The sequence below is a fragment of the Vibrio echinoideorum genome (genome assembly GCF_024347455.1).
Lineage (GTDB): Bacteria > Pseudomonadota > Gammaproteobacteria > Enterobacterales > Vibrionaceae > Vibrio > Vibrio echinoideorum.
Genome location: NZ_AP025484.1, coordinates 736,002 through 752,149, shown reverse-complemented (window position 1 = coordinate 752,149; position 16,148 = coordinate 736,002). Strand labels below are relative to the sequence as shown.

The following is a 16,148-nucleotide window of genomic DNA, read 5'->3' as shown; positions in this document are numbered from 1 at the left end:
ATGAGCGGAAAACCTTCATACAACATTTCAGTTCCAGCGCTACGTCTTAGCATAGGGTTTAGCGTCGTACTGGCGGCGCTCGCTTTCTATTTGTACTTTTCTTGGTCAAAAGTAGATTCCGTCGCGCAAGTGCAAAACGCCCCGCTGCTGATACAAGCCCAACAGTTAAATCAAACCATAGAGCTCGATATTCAAACCTTACAGCAATGCCTAAAAGCTAATAACTGCAGTACCCGTGAATTGAACCTTTCTATTTTGAAAGGTGAAATTGATGAATTTCGGTCTTTGGCTTCATTGAACAAAACCGAATTCAGTTTGGTTGGTGCGACCGAATATACGCAACTTGAATTGGCGATTAACCGATTTTCTGACAGCGTGAAAGCCCGTAACGATGTTTTGGACTTGTATTTATCACTGACTAACAACTACCTACAAATGGATGATAACTATCGCACCATGTTTAACAACCATGCGAGCGACTTGATGTCTGAGAAAAACGAGTTCTTTATCTGGTTGTTTATGGTGGTTCTGATATTAACTGTGATTACGGTTTTATCTAACTCAGTCGCGATGTTGAAACTGAAGAAATCCAGTTCGAATGAACGAGAAATCGACTATGAATTCGATGCTCTGTACCAAGAGCTCAAACACTTAGATTTACAAAGACTAGAAGAACTTCTTAACGAAGTAAGCATCAATCCTAAACAACGCCAGATTTACTCTCACCTCAAATTGATCTTCAGTAAATTAGAAGACCAGAAGCGCAACAACGACCTCTATAAACAGCTGTATGCGCTAATCGGCTATGAGATTCGTGGAATCACCAACACCATTAATGGTGGTGTGCAATATCTCGTTCAAGAAACCGATGAAAATGGTGTATTGATGGCGAAAGATATTACCTCTGCGTGTAACACCTTATCTGAGCTCGCTGAAAACTATAACCGATTGATTTCACAAGGGACAGAAAGTAAATCGAAAGAGTTTTCGCTTCTGAGCGTGTTGTCTGAGTTGATGATTCATATCAGCGCAAAAGTGCAACGTAATGAAGGTCAGCTCGACTGCTTTATTTCTGACAATTTACCCAATCGTGTTGAAGGCCAATCCACCAGCTTGTTCTGGATACTGTTCTTACAACTTTCCAATGCCATTCAACTCAAGTCGAATAAGAAGTTATTTGTGACGATAGAGTCCGGCGCCGCTTCTGATATGGAAAATACGCGTGTCACCATTAATCTCAACTTCCTATCAACACTTGATGTCTCGGTTGCCAAATTGAACAAGCTGCATTGGAGTGCACACAAAGACCATACCGCCAATACAGATGACTTGGCGAAAAGCGTATTGAAAGATTACGGGTATTACGAAAGCCATTGGTTCCAATCGGGCACTCAGGAACGTTTCCAGATCGAGCTTGATCTAAAAGCTAAGAATTTCCACACAGAGAAAACTCGCTTCGACGGCAAGCGTTTATTACTCTGCGCCAACACTCAAGTTCGCATTGATGTGATGAAGAAAATGCTTTCGAACTTAGGGCTTGATATCACCGAGGTTCGTACCGCAAATGAGCTATTTTCAGCAGCGAAAACCTTCGGTGAATACGATGCGATTATGCTGACTGATACGTTTGAGGCAAACAAGTTGCCATCGCTTTGTAAAACGGTGAAATCCCAACTTAAAAATCACCCACATACCAAGCTATTGCTATCAGTAACCAGCACCCAACACGCTCAAGAGTGTCACAGCTTCGTCGATAAAATCATCAACTCCCCTGCGATTCCTTATGAGTTCATCCCTAACTTGTTGACCATTATGGAAGCGGAAGCATCAGAAGAACAAATGGAGAACAGCTCATTCCTTATCGTAGAGGACGACCGAGTTCAGCAGATCTTACTTAAACGAATCCTGACCAAACAAGAGTATGAACCAGACACTGTGGGTGATGGTGCCGACGCTGTGAAACACTTCATGAATCAACGATCTGACATCATTTTCATGGATTGCATCATGCCAGGCATGGGCGGTATTGAAGCGACAAAGCGGATTCGACAGTTTGAACAAGAGAACGAGAAAAACCCTTGTACCATCATAGGTGCAACCGCATTGACCAGCAGTAACGAACACCAGGCTTGTATTGAAGCCGGAATGGATTACGTGATCAGCAAACCTTACAAGAGCGACCAAATCATCAAGGTGATCAACAAGTATGTGGCGGTACAGAAACTTAACTAGCAGCATTATGGCTGCGCTTGCACTCAGCACAACACTTTCAGCATCGGCGACGACCCTGCTTGAGGCGGTAGAGCTTGGCCTACAAAACAGTCTTTCTCTTCGTGCGAGCAACAAGGGGGTTGAAGAAAACGAGTACAACATTGGCGTCAGCCGATCTAAGTTTCTCCCTTCGCTTAATGGTGCAGCCGATACCACCTGGAACGAAAATGAAACCTTGTTATCAAGTGTGCCTGATGAGACCTCAAGCTATAACTCAAACAGCTACAGTCTTTCCCTTTCCCAATCAGTATTCAACCTTGGCGATATTTTCAAATACGGAACAGCAAAGCTCGACTTCAATATTGAAGAGATTAAACATGAGAACAAAATTCAAAGCACTATTTCGGAAATCGGTTCACAGTATTTTGAATACCTGAAAAACAACGCTCAAATCAAAGCGACTAAGGTTGAGCTTAAATCGTCTGAGACTCGTGAACATCAGATGCGACGTAACGTAGAGCTAGGAAATACAGCGGCCAGTGAACTGTACGAAGTTATTGCTCAAAAAGAAGGTGTGTCGAATCGATTAAGAACCTTGCAGAAAGATCGTCGTGTCATTCTTAACGGGCTGTCTATTCAAATTCAGTACCCTATTACGCCATCACAAGATATATATGAAAGTGTCCCGTTAAAGGAAATAAATGAAACCGAACAGCGCACGATCATGGATCAAGCCTTAAAGCTCAATAACGACTTGTTAGTAGCAAAGAAAAACGTCGAAAGAAGCCGAAGAAGCTTAAAAGAAAGCGGTTCGAACTTCTTACCTACCGTTTCGCTTTCAGCCAGCTATCGTCACGATGATGCCAATAACTACGACAAAACCGACATAACAGCGACCGGCGAAAGCAACTCAACAAGCGTAGGGCTGAATCTCGCTGTACCTATCTTGTCAGGTGGTTCTGACTATTATGGATATCAAAAATCTTCAACTGCCATTGAAAGAACTGAATTGCTTTACCAAGACTCGCTATACACCACACGCAACAGCGTTAACACATCAGTTCTCAACATTAACGATTTCTCACAGTCTATAAGCAGTTACGAAAACATCATTCGCGCTAACTATGCCTCTTACAAAGGTATCCAAAGGGCGTACCAGTTAGGCACGCGTACTATCACCGATTTGCTTGCCGCAGAAAGTAAATTGTTCAGCGCGTTAAGAGACTATGAAAGCGCACGTTACGACTACATCATCGAAACCATCAAGCTTGAGCAGGTTAAAGGCGTGCTTTCCGTGCAGTCTATAGAGAGTGTTATGCAGCTAATGTGTGACATCGAAGGTCGAAACAATCAAGAATTAGTGCCTAAACACCTGCTCTCAACGTCGTCTTTGAGAAAAGGAGTTAGCAATGCAAACTGAGCAATTTTCTCAAAAAATCAACATGGCAGATAAATGCTATCTGACTTTCTCGACAATCATTTCAACACTATTTGGTTTGGTGCTGCCCTTCTCGATTCTGATCATTTTCGACCGAGTCTTGCCCAACCAAGCACAAGACACGTTGTTCTTGTTGTTCGCGATTATCTTGATTTCCATCTTCCTCGACTACCATCTGAAAAGTCAGGAAGAGAAGATTTCTTCCGTAATCATGAGACAGTTTGAGACTAACTTAACCAACAAGGTCTTCCAATCCATTTGTTTGGCTGAAATTTCTAAATTTCGCCGCTTAGAACCAGGTGAATACCTAGAACGAATCTCAACCATTCCCGAACTTAAAACCTTTTTTGGTGGAGAATCGGTTCGAGCCTTAATCAACCTTGCCGTCAGCATAATAACCATCCTCATCATCGGTCTGATCAACATATGGGCTGGCGTTACGCTTTTGATTGCCTCGGCTATCTTAGCTATTTTCGCTTGGAGCCTATCTAAACAAAAGATTGATAGCCTACAAAACAAGTCTGATATTGAAGGTTTAACTACCTCTAAAATCATTGAAATCATCTCTAGCCCACTTGATATTAAAGCGCGAAACATGGAATACCGAGTTGAAAGTTTGATGACACAAATGGTCGAAGAGCGTGAAGTTGAGAACATCAAATATGAACAAATTGAATCGAATTTTGGTTTGATCTTGGCGCTGATACAACAACTCTCGATTGCTTGTGTGGTTGTGGTTTTAGCAACCGCGGTTATCAACATGGAATCAAGCCAAGGCATCATGGCAGCTATCATTATGCTGACCAACCGTTACTTCGCGCCTTACCAACAAGTAATGCGTACTGCGAGCCGCTGGGAATTAAATAAGCTCCATATACAACGTATCGCGGAACTACTTGAACTGGCAGCCTCTGTTGAGCATCAACATGAGACAACAGAAGTTGAACGTATTTCAATCAAGTACTCTGACAAACAACGTATCGAGTTTGAACTGGGACAAGCCTACCTGCTCACAGGTAAGAGTGGTGCAGGCAAGACACACTTAGCCAACTGTATTACGCGACAAAACAATGATAGCAAACTAGAAATAATGATTAACGACACGCGTCTAGATGATGTTAACTACAACGTGTGGCGTAACAGCGTGCTAATGGTAGATAAAACCAGTTCGTTCGTAGAAGGATCCATTATTGATAATCTGACCTGCTTTCGACCGAGTTTGAATAACACTGCGTTTGCGTTATGTGAAACCATGAACATCAAAGCACAAATAGATGCACTTCCGGCCGGCTTTTACACTGAAATCAAAGGCCATATGCGCAATCCATTCTCGCGCCAAGTCGGTTACGCTTTGTTGTTAGTCCGCGCTCTGCTCGCCAGTAAACGCGTCTTAATATTCGACGACATCGATTGTGTCTTTGATGATGAATTTGCGCGCGTGGTGTTAACCAGTACCGCTTATCGTGCCAATGACAAAATCCTGATTATCGCCAGCAATAAAATGGACAAACTTAACCATCGCCTCAAACGTGTCAAACTTACGGGAGGTGAATAATGAGTATCCTAGTAGACTTCAACAATGTTCCACAGCGCGTAGCAGATTTTGAATCAAGCGGGTATGACGAACGCTACAACCAATCACCTCTGATTCGAGGGTTGGCCTACACCTTAATAGCTCTTGAATGGGAAGGGACTCCTTCTATCCTCAGTGACGCCTTTATTCCAAAACCGAAAGACAGCGATAGTTTTACCGCAACCATAGAACGCCTAGGGTATCGTTGTGATGTCACTAAGCTTAAAACACTCGAGAATATCGATAAGCACCCTCACCCATGCTTTATTGAGATAGAAAACCTTAATGCCATCTTTTTGGGGACCAAAGATGGCAAGTTGCTTTTGTTCGATTACACGAACAACAACACCATTGAATATCCAATGTGTAAGAAGCCCTGCTTACTGATTGCAATTAGTGAATATTCTCGTCTGTTTCGCGAACCCCCACCCGAATCCCAAGATAGAAGTAATTGGATAAAATACGCTTTTTACCGCTACAACAATGAACTCAAAAGCCTAATCATCCTGAGCTTTGTGATCAGTATCTTAGGAGCGTTGCAGCCTTTCTTCATTATGAGCGTGTATAACTTTGCACTCACCTCGAGTTCTCAAGCAACGCTCTATTGGTTGACCTTGTTTGCCGTCATTGTTGGTTTCTCGGAATACTTCTTTAAAAAGATGCGGGTCAACATCATTGCGACCTCCGGTAAAGATCTCGCGGTACACATATCCCAAGCCGTAATATCGAAGCTTCTTTGGCTGCCCTACGCGATGACATCAACCGCTGGGGTTTCATCCCAGTTAGCTCGCTTGAAAGATATCGACACCTTCCGTCGATTAGTGACTGCAGAATCCACCCTAAGCTATTTTGATATGCCATTTGTGATTGTATTCATCATTGCGATTGCTCTGATGTCTGGCACAGCAGCCCTTGTGGTGATGGGCGGCTTAATCTTGATGTTGGTGTTTTGTGTTTACTCACGCTATATCTACTCACAAGCCACATCTAAAAGCTCTCGAGCTAACGCGATGGTGTCTTACCAGTGGAATGAAATTCTTCGTGGCATCAAGACCATTCAAGGCTTGCCTCTACTACGTGTGGTTCAATCTCGCTTTAGCGCTTCGCATATGCAAAGTACCAGTGATGCCGAGAACGTAGCTGTGACAAACAGTAAAATTCAGGCTGCGGGTGGTAGTTTGATTCAAGTGATTGGTACTGCCAGTATCGTGACTGCAGTGATTGGAGTAATGGAAGGCACTTCAGATGCTGGTGCCATGCTCGCGACTGTTATTCTGGTTTGGAAAGCATTAGGACCAATCATGGGCATCTATAACTCAATTTCTAAATTTCAGTCCATCAAGGCTTCATCCGCACAAATAAACAATTTGATGTCGATGAATGACGATAAGCTAACGCTAGAGAAAAGTCCGCCTATTCGCCTGTTCCAAGGCAGTATTGTGGGCAGTGGTGTAAGCCACCGTTACACCGGGGCCGCAACAGGCTTAACCAACCTTGGTTTCAAAATCCCACCCAGTGCAAAAGTGGTCATCTGTGGCCCGACAGGTTGCGGAAAAACAACGCTAATTTCTATCATTGCAGGGTTGGAAGATCGCTATCAAGGCGCAGTGTCCGTCGATGGTTACAACATTAAGCAATTTAACAGTTATCGATATCGTACATCGATTAACTACATCCCTTTTAATCTACACATTTTTGAGGGCTCTTTAGAAACCAACTTCATTCTACACAATGGGCTCATTCCAACAGATAAGATGCAAGAGATGGTGAGCTTCTTCGAGTTAGATGAATGGCTACCAGAAGGCTTAGCAACACAATTAAGCGTGGATAAATGTAAAAGTCTTCCCAACGGAATTCAGCAAAAACTGCGCTTAGCGCTTGGCCTAGGTAACTGTGAGCAATCTCTGATCATCATTGATGAACCCTTCAACGGCTCTGAAAATGAAAATGAAAATGAAAATGCACAGTATTTTAATCGTTTGTTCACCGATAAACTTCTGAATAAAACGGTGATTTTTTCCACCAATGATCCTGGTTTGATCGCCACATCAAACATGAGTTTAGTCTTAGAATCAGACGGGAATTTGAAATATTTTGGCTTAACAGACAAATACTTAAACAGTTTGAGTTAAAACTTCAACGCTTATTCACAATTCACTCTTTAGATAAATGGATGTAATTGACAAATTCATAAGTGAGAGGGATGATTCAGTCTCAAAACATTGGTAACAAGGAAGCAAATGTACACTTTCGTTGCAGACAAGCTTGATGTAGCGTACTTATCCGCGATTCCTGAAGGTCATCAACTTCAGGACTGTGACGTACCCGAAGAAGAAATCGAACTCAGAGAGATCGTTGAAGTTTGATACGTGTGTGCATTCCTACCCGCTTTCAATCTTAAGAAAATTGACATCGCAAACAAAGCCGAGCTGTCCGTCATACAAACACATGCTTTGAATAACGATACAAATACGCTCGCTTTTTTATTAAAAAACAGAGCATATCGTGCCGCGCTAAAGCGAATGCTAGGAATTTGGACATTAGAGCCTTCAGCAAAAACGGTGTTAGAACAGCTTCTATTTGAAGTAACTCAAGACAAAAATCGTGCTCATTAGCGCGTCTTTTAGGTTACTCATCAATAAGCATAAAAAAATAAACCGACTGCCAATCGCTATAAACCACTAAAAACAGAATCCATTTCAAAATAAGCTCTGGAATCACAAGAACTTATACCCCTCCCACACTTCCACTAAATTTACAGTTTCAAAGTTTCCATATCATCATTTTTATTCTACTGTTTTGATATAAAAACAGTTGGATGGATCCTTATATGGCAATTACGGTCTGGAATAACCTTTCAGTCAAACATAAACTCTTTGGCTTAGTTTTACTTCCCATTTCACTACTGCTCTTTCTTGCTGGCAGACAAGCTTTTATCTTGACGACTCAGTTAACCGACTTTGAGCGAACGAATCAGTTATCAGCCTATCTTCAAGATATTTCGGTCCTGTATCGAAGTACATCAGCTTCTAGCCCTGAAGAGTTCGCGATGCAAAGCAGCCAAGTAAAGGCAGAATTAAAAAACCTATCCCCAATCATTTTTTTAGATGCTTCTGATGAGATGAATCAACTTGTTGCTGACTTTAGCGAAGCGACACTTTCTACGATGCAAGCTACCGACAGTTACGATAAATTGGACGCACTTGAATGGCAGAGCGATTTGTACAAACAATTACTGCTAGAGGTTGAAAAAGTCCCATTTGAAAACACCAAGCGGGAAATTCAACAACACCTCACGGCCTTGCAACAACTTGAATGGTTGATGTTTTGGTCGAACGAGGAATTCAAACTCGGTACCTCATTGATTGAGATATTCCAAAACAGCCAAGAGTACGATCCTGAACTTGCAGAGCAAATCGAAACATTGAGCGAAAGACAACAACTGTTTTTAGAACGCTTTGTTTCGTTGAATGCAAACGAACATCAAGTATCTTTAATGGTCGAAGTATTTAGAAATGATGTTTTCGCTCAGAGTCAAGAAATCAGAAGCGCTCTGCTAGACCTCAACGCAATCAACCAACTTACACCACAAGAAATATCTGTTGGCCTAGAAGCGATGAGTGCTCGACTTAACTTGTTGCAAAGCCTTGGAGGGGTAATTAAACAAGAATTCCAAACAGAAGTTGCTCAAGCGATTTCAGATGCCCAAATGGAACGAACACTGTTTATCTCCATCGTCGCCTTACTCGCCACCATTGTTATGGGCTTAACCTTGAGTCTGGCAAGACAAGTGACGAATAATCTTGGACTCGTCCTTAATTTTTTAAAAAGCGAAAACGATGAAACCCGCCCCTCTCTGGAAAAACTGATTCAAGGTAAGGATGAACTCAGTCTTTTTGCTCAACAGGTAGAACGACTAACCATCGAAAGAGAACACGCCAAAGAAAAACTAACCCTAGCAAAAGAAGACGCAGAAAAAGCGAAAGACCACGCCATACAAGCGAGCAAAGCTAAAAGTAGTTTCTTGGCCAACATGTCTCATGAAATTCGAACCCCTCTCAATGGCGTCATTGGTATTTCAGAAATACTGGCTGATACACCACTGACACCAACACAACGAGATTACGTTGATACCATTGAAACCTCATCTCAACTATTACTCAGCTTAATCAACGACATCTTAGACTTTTCTAAGATCGAATCCGGCATGCTGCTTATCAGCCCACATTCAGCATCCATTAGAGAGTCGATATATGACATCGCTTCTATCGTTGCACCAAAAGCAAAAGAGCAGAAAGTTTTGGTTAACGTCGATATCAGTCCAGACACCCCCGCTCGAGTGATGATAGACGATCATCGATTAAGACAGATCTTAATGAACTTTATGTCTAATGCGGTGAAATTTACTGCCGAAGGTGGGGTGACATTATCCATCCAGACTCTCAGCAATACTGAAAACAACGTAACCATTAGATTCGCAGTTAGGGATACCGGTATTGGTATCGATAAACAGCAGCAGAAACAGATATTCGAACCCTTTGCTCAAGAAGATGATTCAACTACACGTCAGTTTGGTGGCACGGGGCTTGGCCTGGCGATTAGTACGCAATTAGTTGAACTGATGGGTGGTCAGATTCAACTCGATTCCGTTAAAGGTGAAGGCAGTTGTTTCTACTTCGATTTAGAGTTACCCGTTGACTTAATGCTACCGAAGCCAAGCATTGCAACTGCCGATATTTACGTACTTGGTAACGAGAACGAGCTATCTAGACGCATAGAATGCGACCTCAATCTTTATGGTCTAAAAGTTACTCAGCAAACAAGTGATACGGCTGCAATAACAGAACAACTCGCTGCACAAAAGCACAATAAACCAATCACTGTTGTTTTCGCTGAAGACGATGCGTTCCAAGCCAGTGACTACTCGAATGACTTGGACAAGCTGCATCAGAATGGAATCACTATTTGTCTAATTCGTTCATTTCTTAGCGAACCAGCCGATATCGGAGACTGTGTTACAGCACAAGTATCGCAGCCCCTACTCGGCTTGCGGTTAATTAAAGCGGTTGAACTTTGTGATACACAAGGTCTAGCTGAATTATCAGAGGCTAGCCAAGCACCTTTAGAGATACAGCATAAAATTCTTATCGTCGAAGACAATAAAATTAACCAGAAGATCGCTGGTCTTCATGTTGGAAAAAGTGGTTTCGAATTTGAGTTTGCTAACAACGGCCAAGAAGCCATAGACAAGTTCACAGCAAACCCTCATTACGCTGCGATCCTGATGGACTGCATGATGCCCGTTATGGATGGTTTTGAAGCAACGAGTAATATTCGACGAATTGAACAAGAAACTCAGGCTACACGCCGTATTCCGATCATTGCCTTAACCGCCAGTGTTATTGATGACGATATTCAGAAATGTTTCGACGTAGGTATGGACGACTACGTACCAAAACCTTTCAAGTTCGAAATGTTAAAAGAGAAAATACTCACCGCAGTAGAAGCAATGCCGCTTCCTAGCGGGCATATCCCTCCAGCTACATCAAAAGCTTCAACCGTAACCCCGATTCACAATGCTAATTCAGCTAAACCAACGTTACCGGAAGAAGTCGATCAACAAACAGTGCCAACGAAATCCGAAAGAATATTGTTAGTCGAAGATAACCGGGTTAATCAAAAAGTGGCATCTGTAATATTAACTAAAGCGGGATATGCATTTGAAATTGCTGAGAACGGGCAAATCGCCGTTGATATGTATCAAAACGACAGTAGCTTCGACATTATTCTCATGGATTGCATGATGCCAGTTATGGACGGTTTCACAGCGACAAAAGAGATAAGAGAGCTCGAGAAAAATCTAGGTTTAAGAAAGACGCCTATTATCGCGTTAACAGCCAGTGTTATCGATGATGATATCCAAAAATGCTTTGATTCGGGTATGGATGGATACGTAGCGAAGCCAGTGCGAAAAGAAAAGCTATTCCACCAAATAGAAAGTGCGACTTGTTAGGAGAAACCAATGGATTGGATCAGAACGATTAACGCACTCTCTCGCAGAGTTGTGCTACCAACCGCAATTGGGCTGTTAGGGAGCTTACTCCTTTTCACCCCAGCGCATGCAGCGGAAGATTACGCCATTTTTTCTTTAGATTCTGGTTTTGAAGAGATATCAATAAACAAAGCCAGAAAGCTGTATCGAGGAAAAACCAAACGCCTGAACGGCAAGCGTGTAGAACTATCAGATTGGCCTGAAAACAGTACCGAAAGAGAAGATTTTTATCAGCTGTTACTTGGGAAAAATGCAGCTCAAATGAACGCGCACTGGGCTGGCTTATCTTTCTCAGGGAAAGCGCGTTATCCAAGAGAGATCAAACAGGCTTCAGCTGACAGCTTAGTTAATTGGCTGGACGACAAACCAAATCGTATTGGCTACTCACCGCTCTCTTCGGTTCCTCAAAATGCCAACGTTCTATACGTTATAAGTTCGGAGAAATAACATGAAAAAAATAATCACGTCAGTGCTATGTGCTTCAATTGCCTCTCCGGCCTTTGCCATTATTGAACTTACCGATAATTTGTCATTAAGCGGATTTGGCTCTACGTCTTGGGCAAAATCAGATAACGACAACCCTTTAATCATTAACCGCGGTTTTACTGATGAAAACTGTTATGACTGTGATACCACGTTTGGCGTTCAGTTAGATTACTACTACAACTCGTTCAGAGCCTCAGTACAAGTTGTAAAACCACCACAGTTTGAATGGAGTGACCCACAGTTAGAATGGGCTTACGTCGGCTATGAGTTTAATGACTTCGATGTCAGTGTAGGGCGATTAAGACTTCCACTCTTCCTTGCATCTGAGTATTACTATGTGGGTCAAGCCTACATGACAGCTAGACCGCCTACAGAGGTCTATAACAGCGTGCTTGGCATCACGGCTTTCAATGGTATCAAAGTGAGCTGGACTCATGATGTAAGCGATGAAGCGACCCTATTACTCTCCCCATTCTTCGGTATAAAAGACAATAATGAAGTTGATTTCAATTCGACAACCGAGCTTGAGTTTGAAACCAATCGAATGTTCGGAGCGAACCTACAGCTTAGTGGTGAAGATTACCGTTGGAACTTATCTTTCCTAGATTCAAATTTTGATCAAACGGTTAAAATCAAAAACATTGGCTCTCTTCCAACAGATGACAATCAGCATATCCAACTTTGGTCTTTGGGTGCAGAATATGAATTTGGTCAAGCTGTGCTTTCAAGTGAGGGGCAAATTAGCGACTTCTCATCATCGATGTATGCAAGTTTGGGCTATAGATTAAGTTCATTCACTCCCTATGTAGTTTACGGAGCAGAGTTTGATTCACACGAACACCTAACAGGAAACAGCTACCTAATTGGTGTGGATTACGATGTGTTACCAAACGTCTCTATCAATGGTGAAGTACAATATTTTGAAGCTCGTAAAACAAACGGTGCCTTTGTAGAAGATTTCTATCCACGGAGTGCCTTTGAGGATAAAGATGCCGTCCTTTACACCATCATGCTAAGTTTCGTTTTCTAACCTAGAATTAAACAATCGTCATTCAAATCAAAGCCCAAGATAACCACTCTACCTTGGGCTTTTTTATCGCTGTAATTTTTCAGTCCAACCTATCGAAACATAAACCATAACTATCGTTTCAATGGTGAATATTGAGATGGTTTTATTCCAATGTCAGAGCCGTCAACATTGTGTCAAAAGGCTGCAAACTCACGAACTTCACCGCCTTTATTCAGTCAACCTAAGAGCGAATAAACAGACACCTTAAACGGAGAACGCATGCGAATAGCGACTTTATCTTTAAGTTTGGTTTCAGCGGTCGGTTTCGCGGCCGAGCCAAATCCTTTTCCAATTACGCCAGATGAAAGTGGCGAAGAGTTTATGGTAAGTGCAACTAACCCATACGTGAGTAGTACTGGGTATTCGATACTCAAAAAAGGTGGTAATGCCATTGATGCAATGGTTGCGATGCAGATGACCATGTCGGTCGTAGAACCGGATATGACAGGGATTGGTGGTGGTACTTTTGCGCTGTTTTATCAACAAGACAAAGACCAATTTCTCGCACTCGATGGGCGTGATGAAGCCCCTTCAAGCGCCACACCCGATATGTTCATCGAAGATGGTGAAGCGCTCAGTCGCAACAAGATTTTAGGCCCTCGTTCTGTTGCTATCCCTGGAACACTCCGCTTGCTCTATAGCGCTCATCAACAATACGGAAAAATGCCTTGGTCTGAACTAGTTCAACCCGCCATAGATCTCGCAAGCAAAGGCTATGCGATGAACAGCTACACCTACGACATCGTAGTTCGTGAGCAAGAACGGTTGATTGAAGATCCAGAAATCAAAGCACTCTATTGGAATAGCGACGAGATTAAGCCAACAGGCACTTTAATGAAAAACCCAAAACTTGCCGATACGCTCGCGAACATAGCTCAGCGGGGTGATCAGTATCTCTATGGTGGTGAGTTTGGTAAACGAATCGTTGAGACGGTTAACAGCCGAATCGACTCAGACCACGCCAAGCTTTCTATTAAAGACTTCGAGCAATACAAAATGAAGCAACGTGATGTTATTGAAAGTGACTATCGTGGCAATAAGATTGTGTCATTTGGCTATCCTGCCTCTGGAGGCGTGATGGTTGCTCAAAGCCTTGAAATGTTAGAAGCCTACGACTTGGCAAGTATGTCGACAACGGATGTTGAACCATGGCGACTAATGACAGAAGCAATGAGAATCGCCAAAGCCGACCGAATCGCTTATGCAGGTGACCCGGACTTCGTTGAGGCACCCGTTACTGCCCTACTAAACAAAGCCTACATCGACGAGCGACGTAAACTCATCCCTGAAAAGGGCATAGCTAAAACCAAACCGAAAGCAGGCAAGTTATCCAATACTGAATACGCTCAGTATCAAGGGTTTGAGAGCCAAGACACTGGGCATATTTCCATTATCGACAAAGATGGTAATGCCATTGCAATGACCAGCACAGTCGGCACGGGAATGGGATCCGGAGTAATGGTCGATGGCGTGATTCTCAATGCACAAATGGCGAACTTCTCCACCAAGCCCACAATAAACGGTAAACCCACTCAAAATGCCATCGAAGCAGGTAAGCGTCCTCGCTCAGCGATAACGCCATTAATGGTGATGGATAAAAATGACAACCTGCGGTTAGTGGTTGGTTCACCTGGAAGCTCGCAAATTCCGGGGTATGTGTTAAAAACCGTCGTTGGCGTTCTGGATTGGGACTTATCCGCTCAGGAGGCGATTGATCTTCCAAACATCCAATACGGCACCAAGATCGACCGCACCAAACCTTATGACCCAACAGGTTTATTGGTCGAGAAGAAAACTTACGCTGAAATGTTGGTGCCAGAGTTTATTCAGCTCGGTTATCCAGTACATGTTATTCCTGTGGTCAGCGGCTTGAACGCCATTGAAATCAAAGATGGCAAAATTCATGGAGCAACAGACAGACGTCGTGCATCTAGCTCTATGGGTGAATAATTAGGCGAAATGAACAAAGTAATATAGGTGACTAACGATATAGGTGACTAACAATATAAGTGGACAGCAATAGAAATGGGTAAGTAATGAACTTGCCCACTTTTTCTTTTCCAACCTTTGTTTTGTCTAAGCATTAGGTGAATACAAAAAAGCCAGTCGAATATATCGACTGGCTTTTAAGTTTATGCGCTCAGATAATCTAAGTTTATGTACGCGGTTAATCTAAACTTACGTGCTTGAGCTCACTCGTTTTTCTTTTAATTGCTCAATAACATAGTCTGGTGCGACTTTACCTAGCTCTGTCAGGCAATCATCAGTTTTTTCATTACCGTAACGTACGTAAATATCACAAACCGCGTACAGTTGTTCTGGAGAACCAGAAATCAAATACGCTTTCTCGAACGATTTAGTCGATTTATCGATATCCAACTCTTCTTGTAATACCCCATTGAGATACCAATAGTAGCTGTTGTCTTTTGCAAGGTTAGCGGCGACCTCGATCTCTTGAGCGGCTTGTTTCTTTTCTTCTAAGCGAACTAAAGTCAGTGATTTAGAGTAATGCAGTGCCGCGTTGTTTGGCACTTGCTCAATACCACGATCTAACACCGCAACTGCTTCTTGATCTTTAGTTTGCGCTCTAAAGTTATCTGCATAGCTCAACCAAACTTGGGCGTTGTTGCCATGGGACTGCACTAGCTCAACATAAATAGTTTCCGCTTTTTCCCATTCGTTATGCCAACGTAAAACATCAGCAAACAACAATTGAAACTTTTCAGATTCTTGTGTTTCCAAAAATGTGATTAGCTCAGCAACAGGCTGTTCTATTTGAGCTTTCTGCTCGTCATCTAACGAATTGTAATCACGAACTAAATTGGATGTCGCTGTGTGACGCACCATTGAATCACTGTCTTGTAGCAAAGGAGAAACCAACGCCCAACGGTGCTCCAATTGATATGGTGCAGAACCGATAACCGACGCTTCACGAACTTCAGGGTTTTGATCCTTTAAGCCTCGCGCAACTGCCACCAGCGCATTCTGGCTTGGGTATGATGCTAGCTCCTGCAGCGCGCCAGTGCGGTTTTCAATGGACTGATTCTGATCTTGAGCCATGTAAGACAGCTGTTGAATACGCGTTTGAGTGTCCGTCATTTCGAGCACTTGATTGATATTTTGAACAGGTGCATCAACGGTTTCTTGAACGCTATTCGCTGCCATCGCAGACGTTGATATCAATGCGGACGTTGAAACCAATAAAGCAACAGCCGTCGCTAAACTCTTCTTCATCATAGTATTACCTTAAACTGGGGAACTTAGCCTGTCCTTAGACTCGTTTCTTATTAAATTTAATTAAGGTCTGCTGACCTAAAAA

At 42.7% G+C, this 16,148-nt stretch carries 9 protein-coding genes and 1 pseudogene; 9 read left to right on the top strand and 1 reads right to left on the bottom strand.

Features of this window, described 5'->3' with window-relative positions; genetic code table 11:
• The 9 genes and pseudogenes from OCV36_RS19690 (at position 1) to ggt (ending at position 14,779) form a co-directional block, all read left to right on the top strand.
• Entirely contained in the window at positions 1-2,232 is a 2,232-nt protein-coding gene (locus OCV36_RS19690; RefSeq protein ID WP_135456906.1) for an ATP-binding response regulator, read from the top strand.
• Positions 2,207-3,631, top strand: coding sequence for a TolC family protein (locus OCV36_RS19685; RefSeq protein WP_135456904.1), 1,425 nt, complete (start codon positions 2,207-2,209; stop codon positions 3,629-3,631). The genes OCV36_RS19690 and OCV36_RS19685 overlap by 26 nt, the downstream gene beginning before the upstream one ends.
• Entirely contained in the window at positions 3,621-5,204 is a 1,584-nt protein-coding gene (locus OCV36_RS19680) for an ABC transporter transmembrane domain-containing protein (RefSeq protein ID WP_135456901.1), read from the top strand. Before OCV36_RS19685 ends, OCV36_RS19680 begins: the two co-directional genes overlap by 11 nt.
• Positions 5,204-7,354 carry an ATP-binding cassette domain-containing protein gene (locus OCV36_RS19675; protein WP_135456899.1) on the top strand — a complete coding sequence of 717 codons (2,151 nt, stop codon included), beginning with the start codon at positions 5,204-5,206 and terminating at the stop codon, positions 7,352-7,354. Before OCV36_RS19680 ends, OCV36_RS19675 begins: the two co-directional genes overlap by 1 nt.
• Before the next feature lie 108 nt (positions 7,355-7,462).
• Positions 7,463-7,837 (top strand): annotated as a pseudogene (locus OCV36_RS19670) (hypothetical protein).
• A 215-nt stretch (positions 7,838-8,052) separates the two neighbouring features.
• Complete coding sequence (locus OCV36_RS19665; protein WP_135456897.1) at positions 8,053-11,235, top strand: response regulator; 3,183 nt, start codon at positions 8,053-8,055, stop codon at positions 11,233-11,235.
• Between the two features lie 9 nt (positions 11,236-11,244).
• Positions 11,245-11,721 (top strand): hypothetical protein, encoded by a 477-nt coding sequence (locus OCV36_RS19660; protein WP_017073952.1) that lies wholly within the window; start codon positions 11,245-11,247, stop codon positions 11,719-11,721.
• Between the two features lies 1 nt (position 11,722).
• A complete protein-coding gene (locus tag OCV36_RS19655; protein WP_135456895.1) occupies positions 11,723-12,790 on the top strand; it encodes a sulfate ABC transporter permease in 1,068 nt (355 codons plus the stop codon).
• Between the two features lie 258 nt (positions 12,791-13,048).
• Positions 13,049-14,779, top strand: a complete 1,731-nt coding sequence (gene ggt, locus OCV36_RS19650) for a gamma-glutamyltransferase (RefSeq protein ID WP_135456893.1) — start codon at positions 13,049-13,051, stop codon at positions 14,777-14,779.
• A gap of 228 nt (positions 14,780-15,007) precedes the next feature.
• Here the strand turns inward: ggt and OCV36_RS19645 are convergent, their stop codons facing one another.
• A complete protein-coding gene (locus tag OCV36_RS19645; protein ID WP_135456891.1) occupies positions 15,008-16,066 on the bottom strand; it encodes a tetratricopeptide repeat protein in 1,059 nt (352 codons plus the stop codon).
• Positions 16,067-16,148: the final 82 nt, after the last annotated feature.

Excerpts from the sequence above, each read along its gene's own strand:
- OCV36_RS19660 (WP_017073952.1), top strand. The coding sequence starts at position 11,245 with ATGGATTGGATCAGAACGATTAACGCACTCTCTCGCAGAGTTGTGCTA.
- OCV36_RS19680 (WP_135456901.1), top strand. The coding sequence starts at position 3,621 with ATGCAAACTGAGCAATTTTCTCAAAAAATCAACATGGCAGATAAATGC.
- OCV36_RS19665 (WP_135456897.1), top strand. The coding sequence starts at position 8,053 with ATGGCAATTACGGTCTGGAATAACCTTTCAGTCAAACATAAACTCTTT.
- OCV36_RS19655 (WP_135456895.1), top strand. The coding sequence starts at position 11,723 with ATGAAAAAAATAATCACGTCAGTGCTATGTGCTTCAATTGCCTCTCCG.
- ggt (WP_135456893.1), top strand. The coding sequence starts at position 13,049 with ATGCGAATAGCGACTTTATCTTTAAGTTTGGTTTCAGCGGTCGGTTTC.
- OCV36_RS19685 (WP_135456904.1), top strand. The coding sequence starts at position 2,207 with ATGTGGCGGTACAGAAACTTAACTAGCAGCATTATGGCTGCGCTTGCA.
- OCV36_RS19690 (WP_135456906.1), top strand. The coding sequence starts at position 1 with ATGAGCGGAAAACCTTCATACAACATTTCAGTTCCAGCGCTACGTCTT.
- OCV36_RS19675 (WP_135456899.1), top strand. The coding sequence starts at position 5,204 with ATGAGTATCCTAGTAGACTTCAACAATGTTCCACAGCGCGTAGCAGAT.
- OCV36_RS19645 (WP_135456891.1), bottom strand. The coding sequence starts at position 16,066 with ATGATGAAGAAGAGTTTAGCGACGGCTGTTGCTTTATTGGTTTCAACG.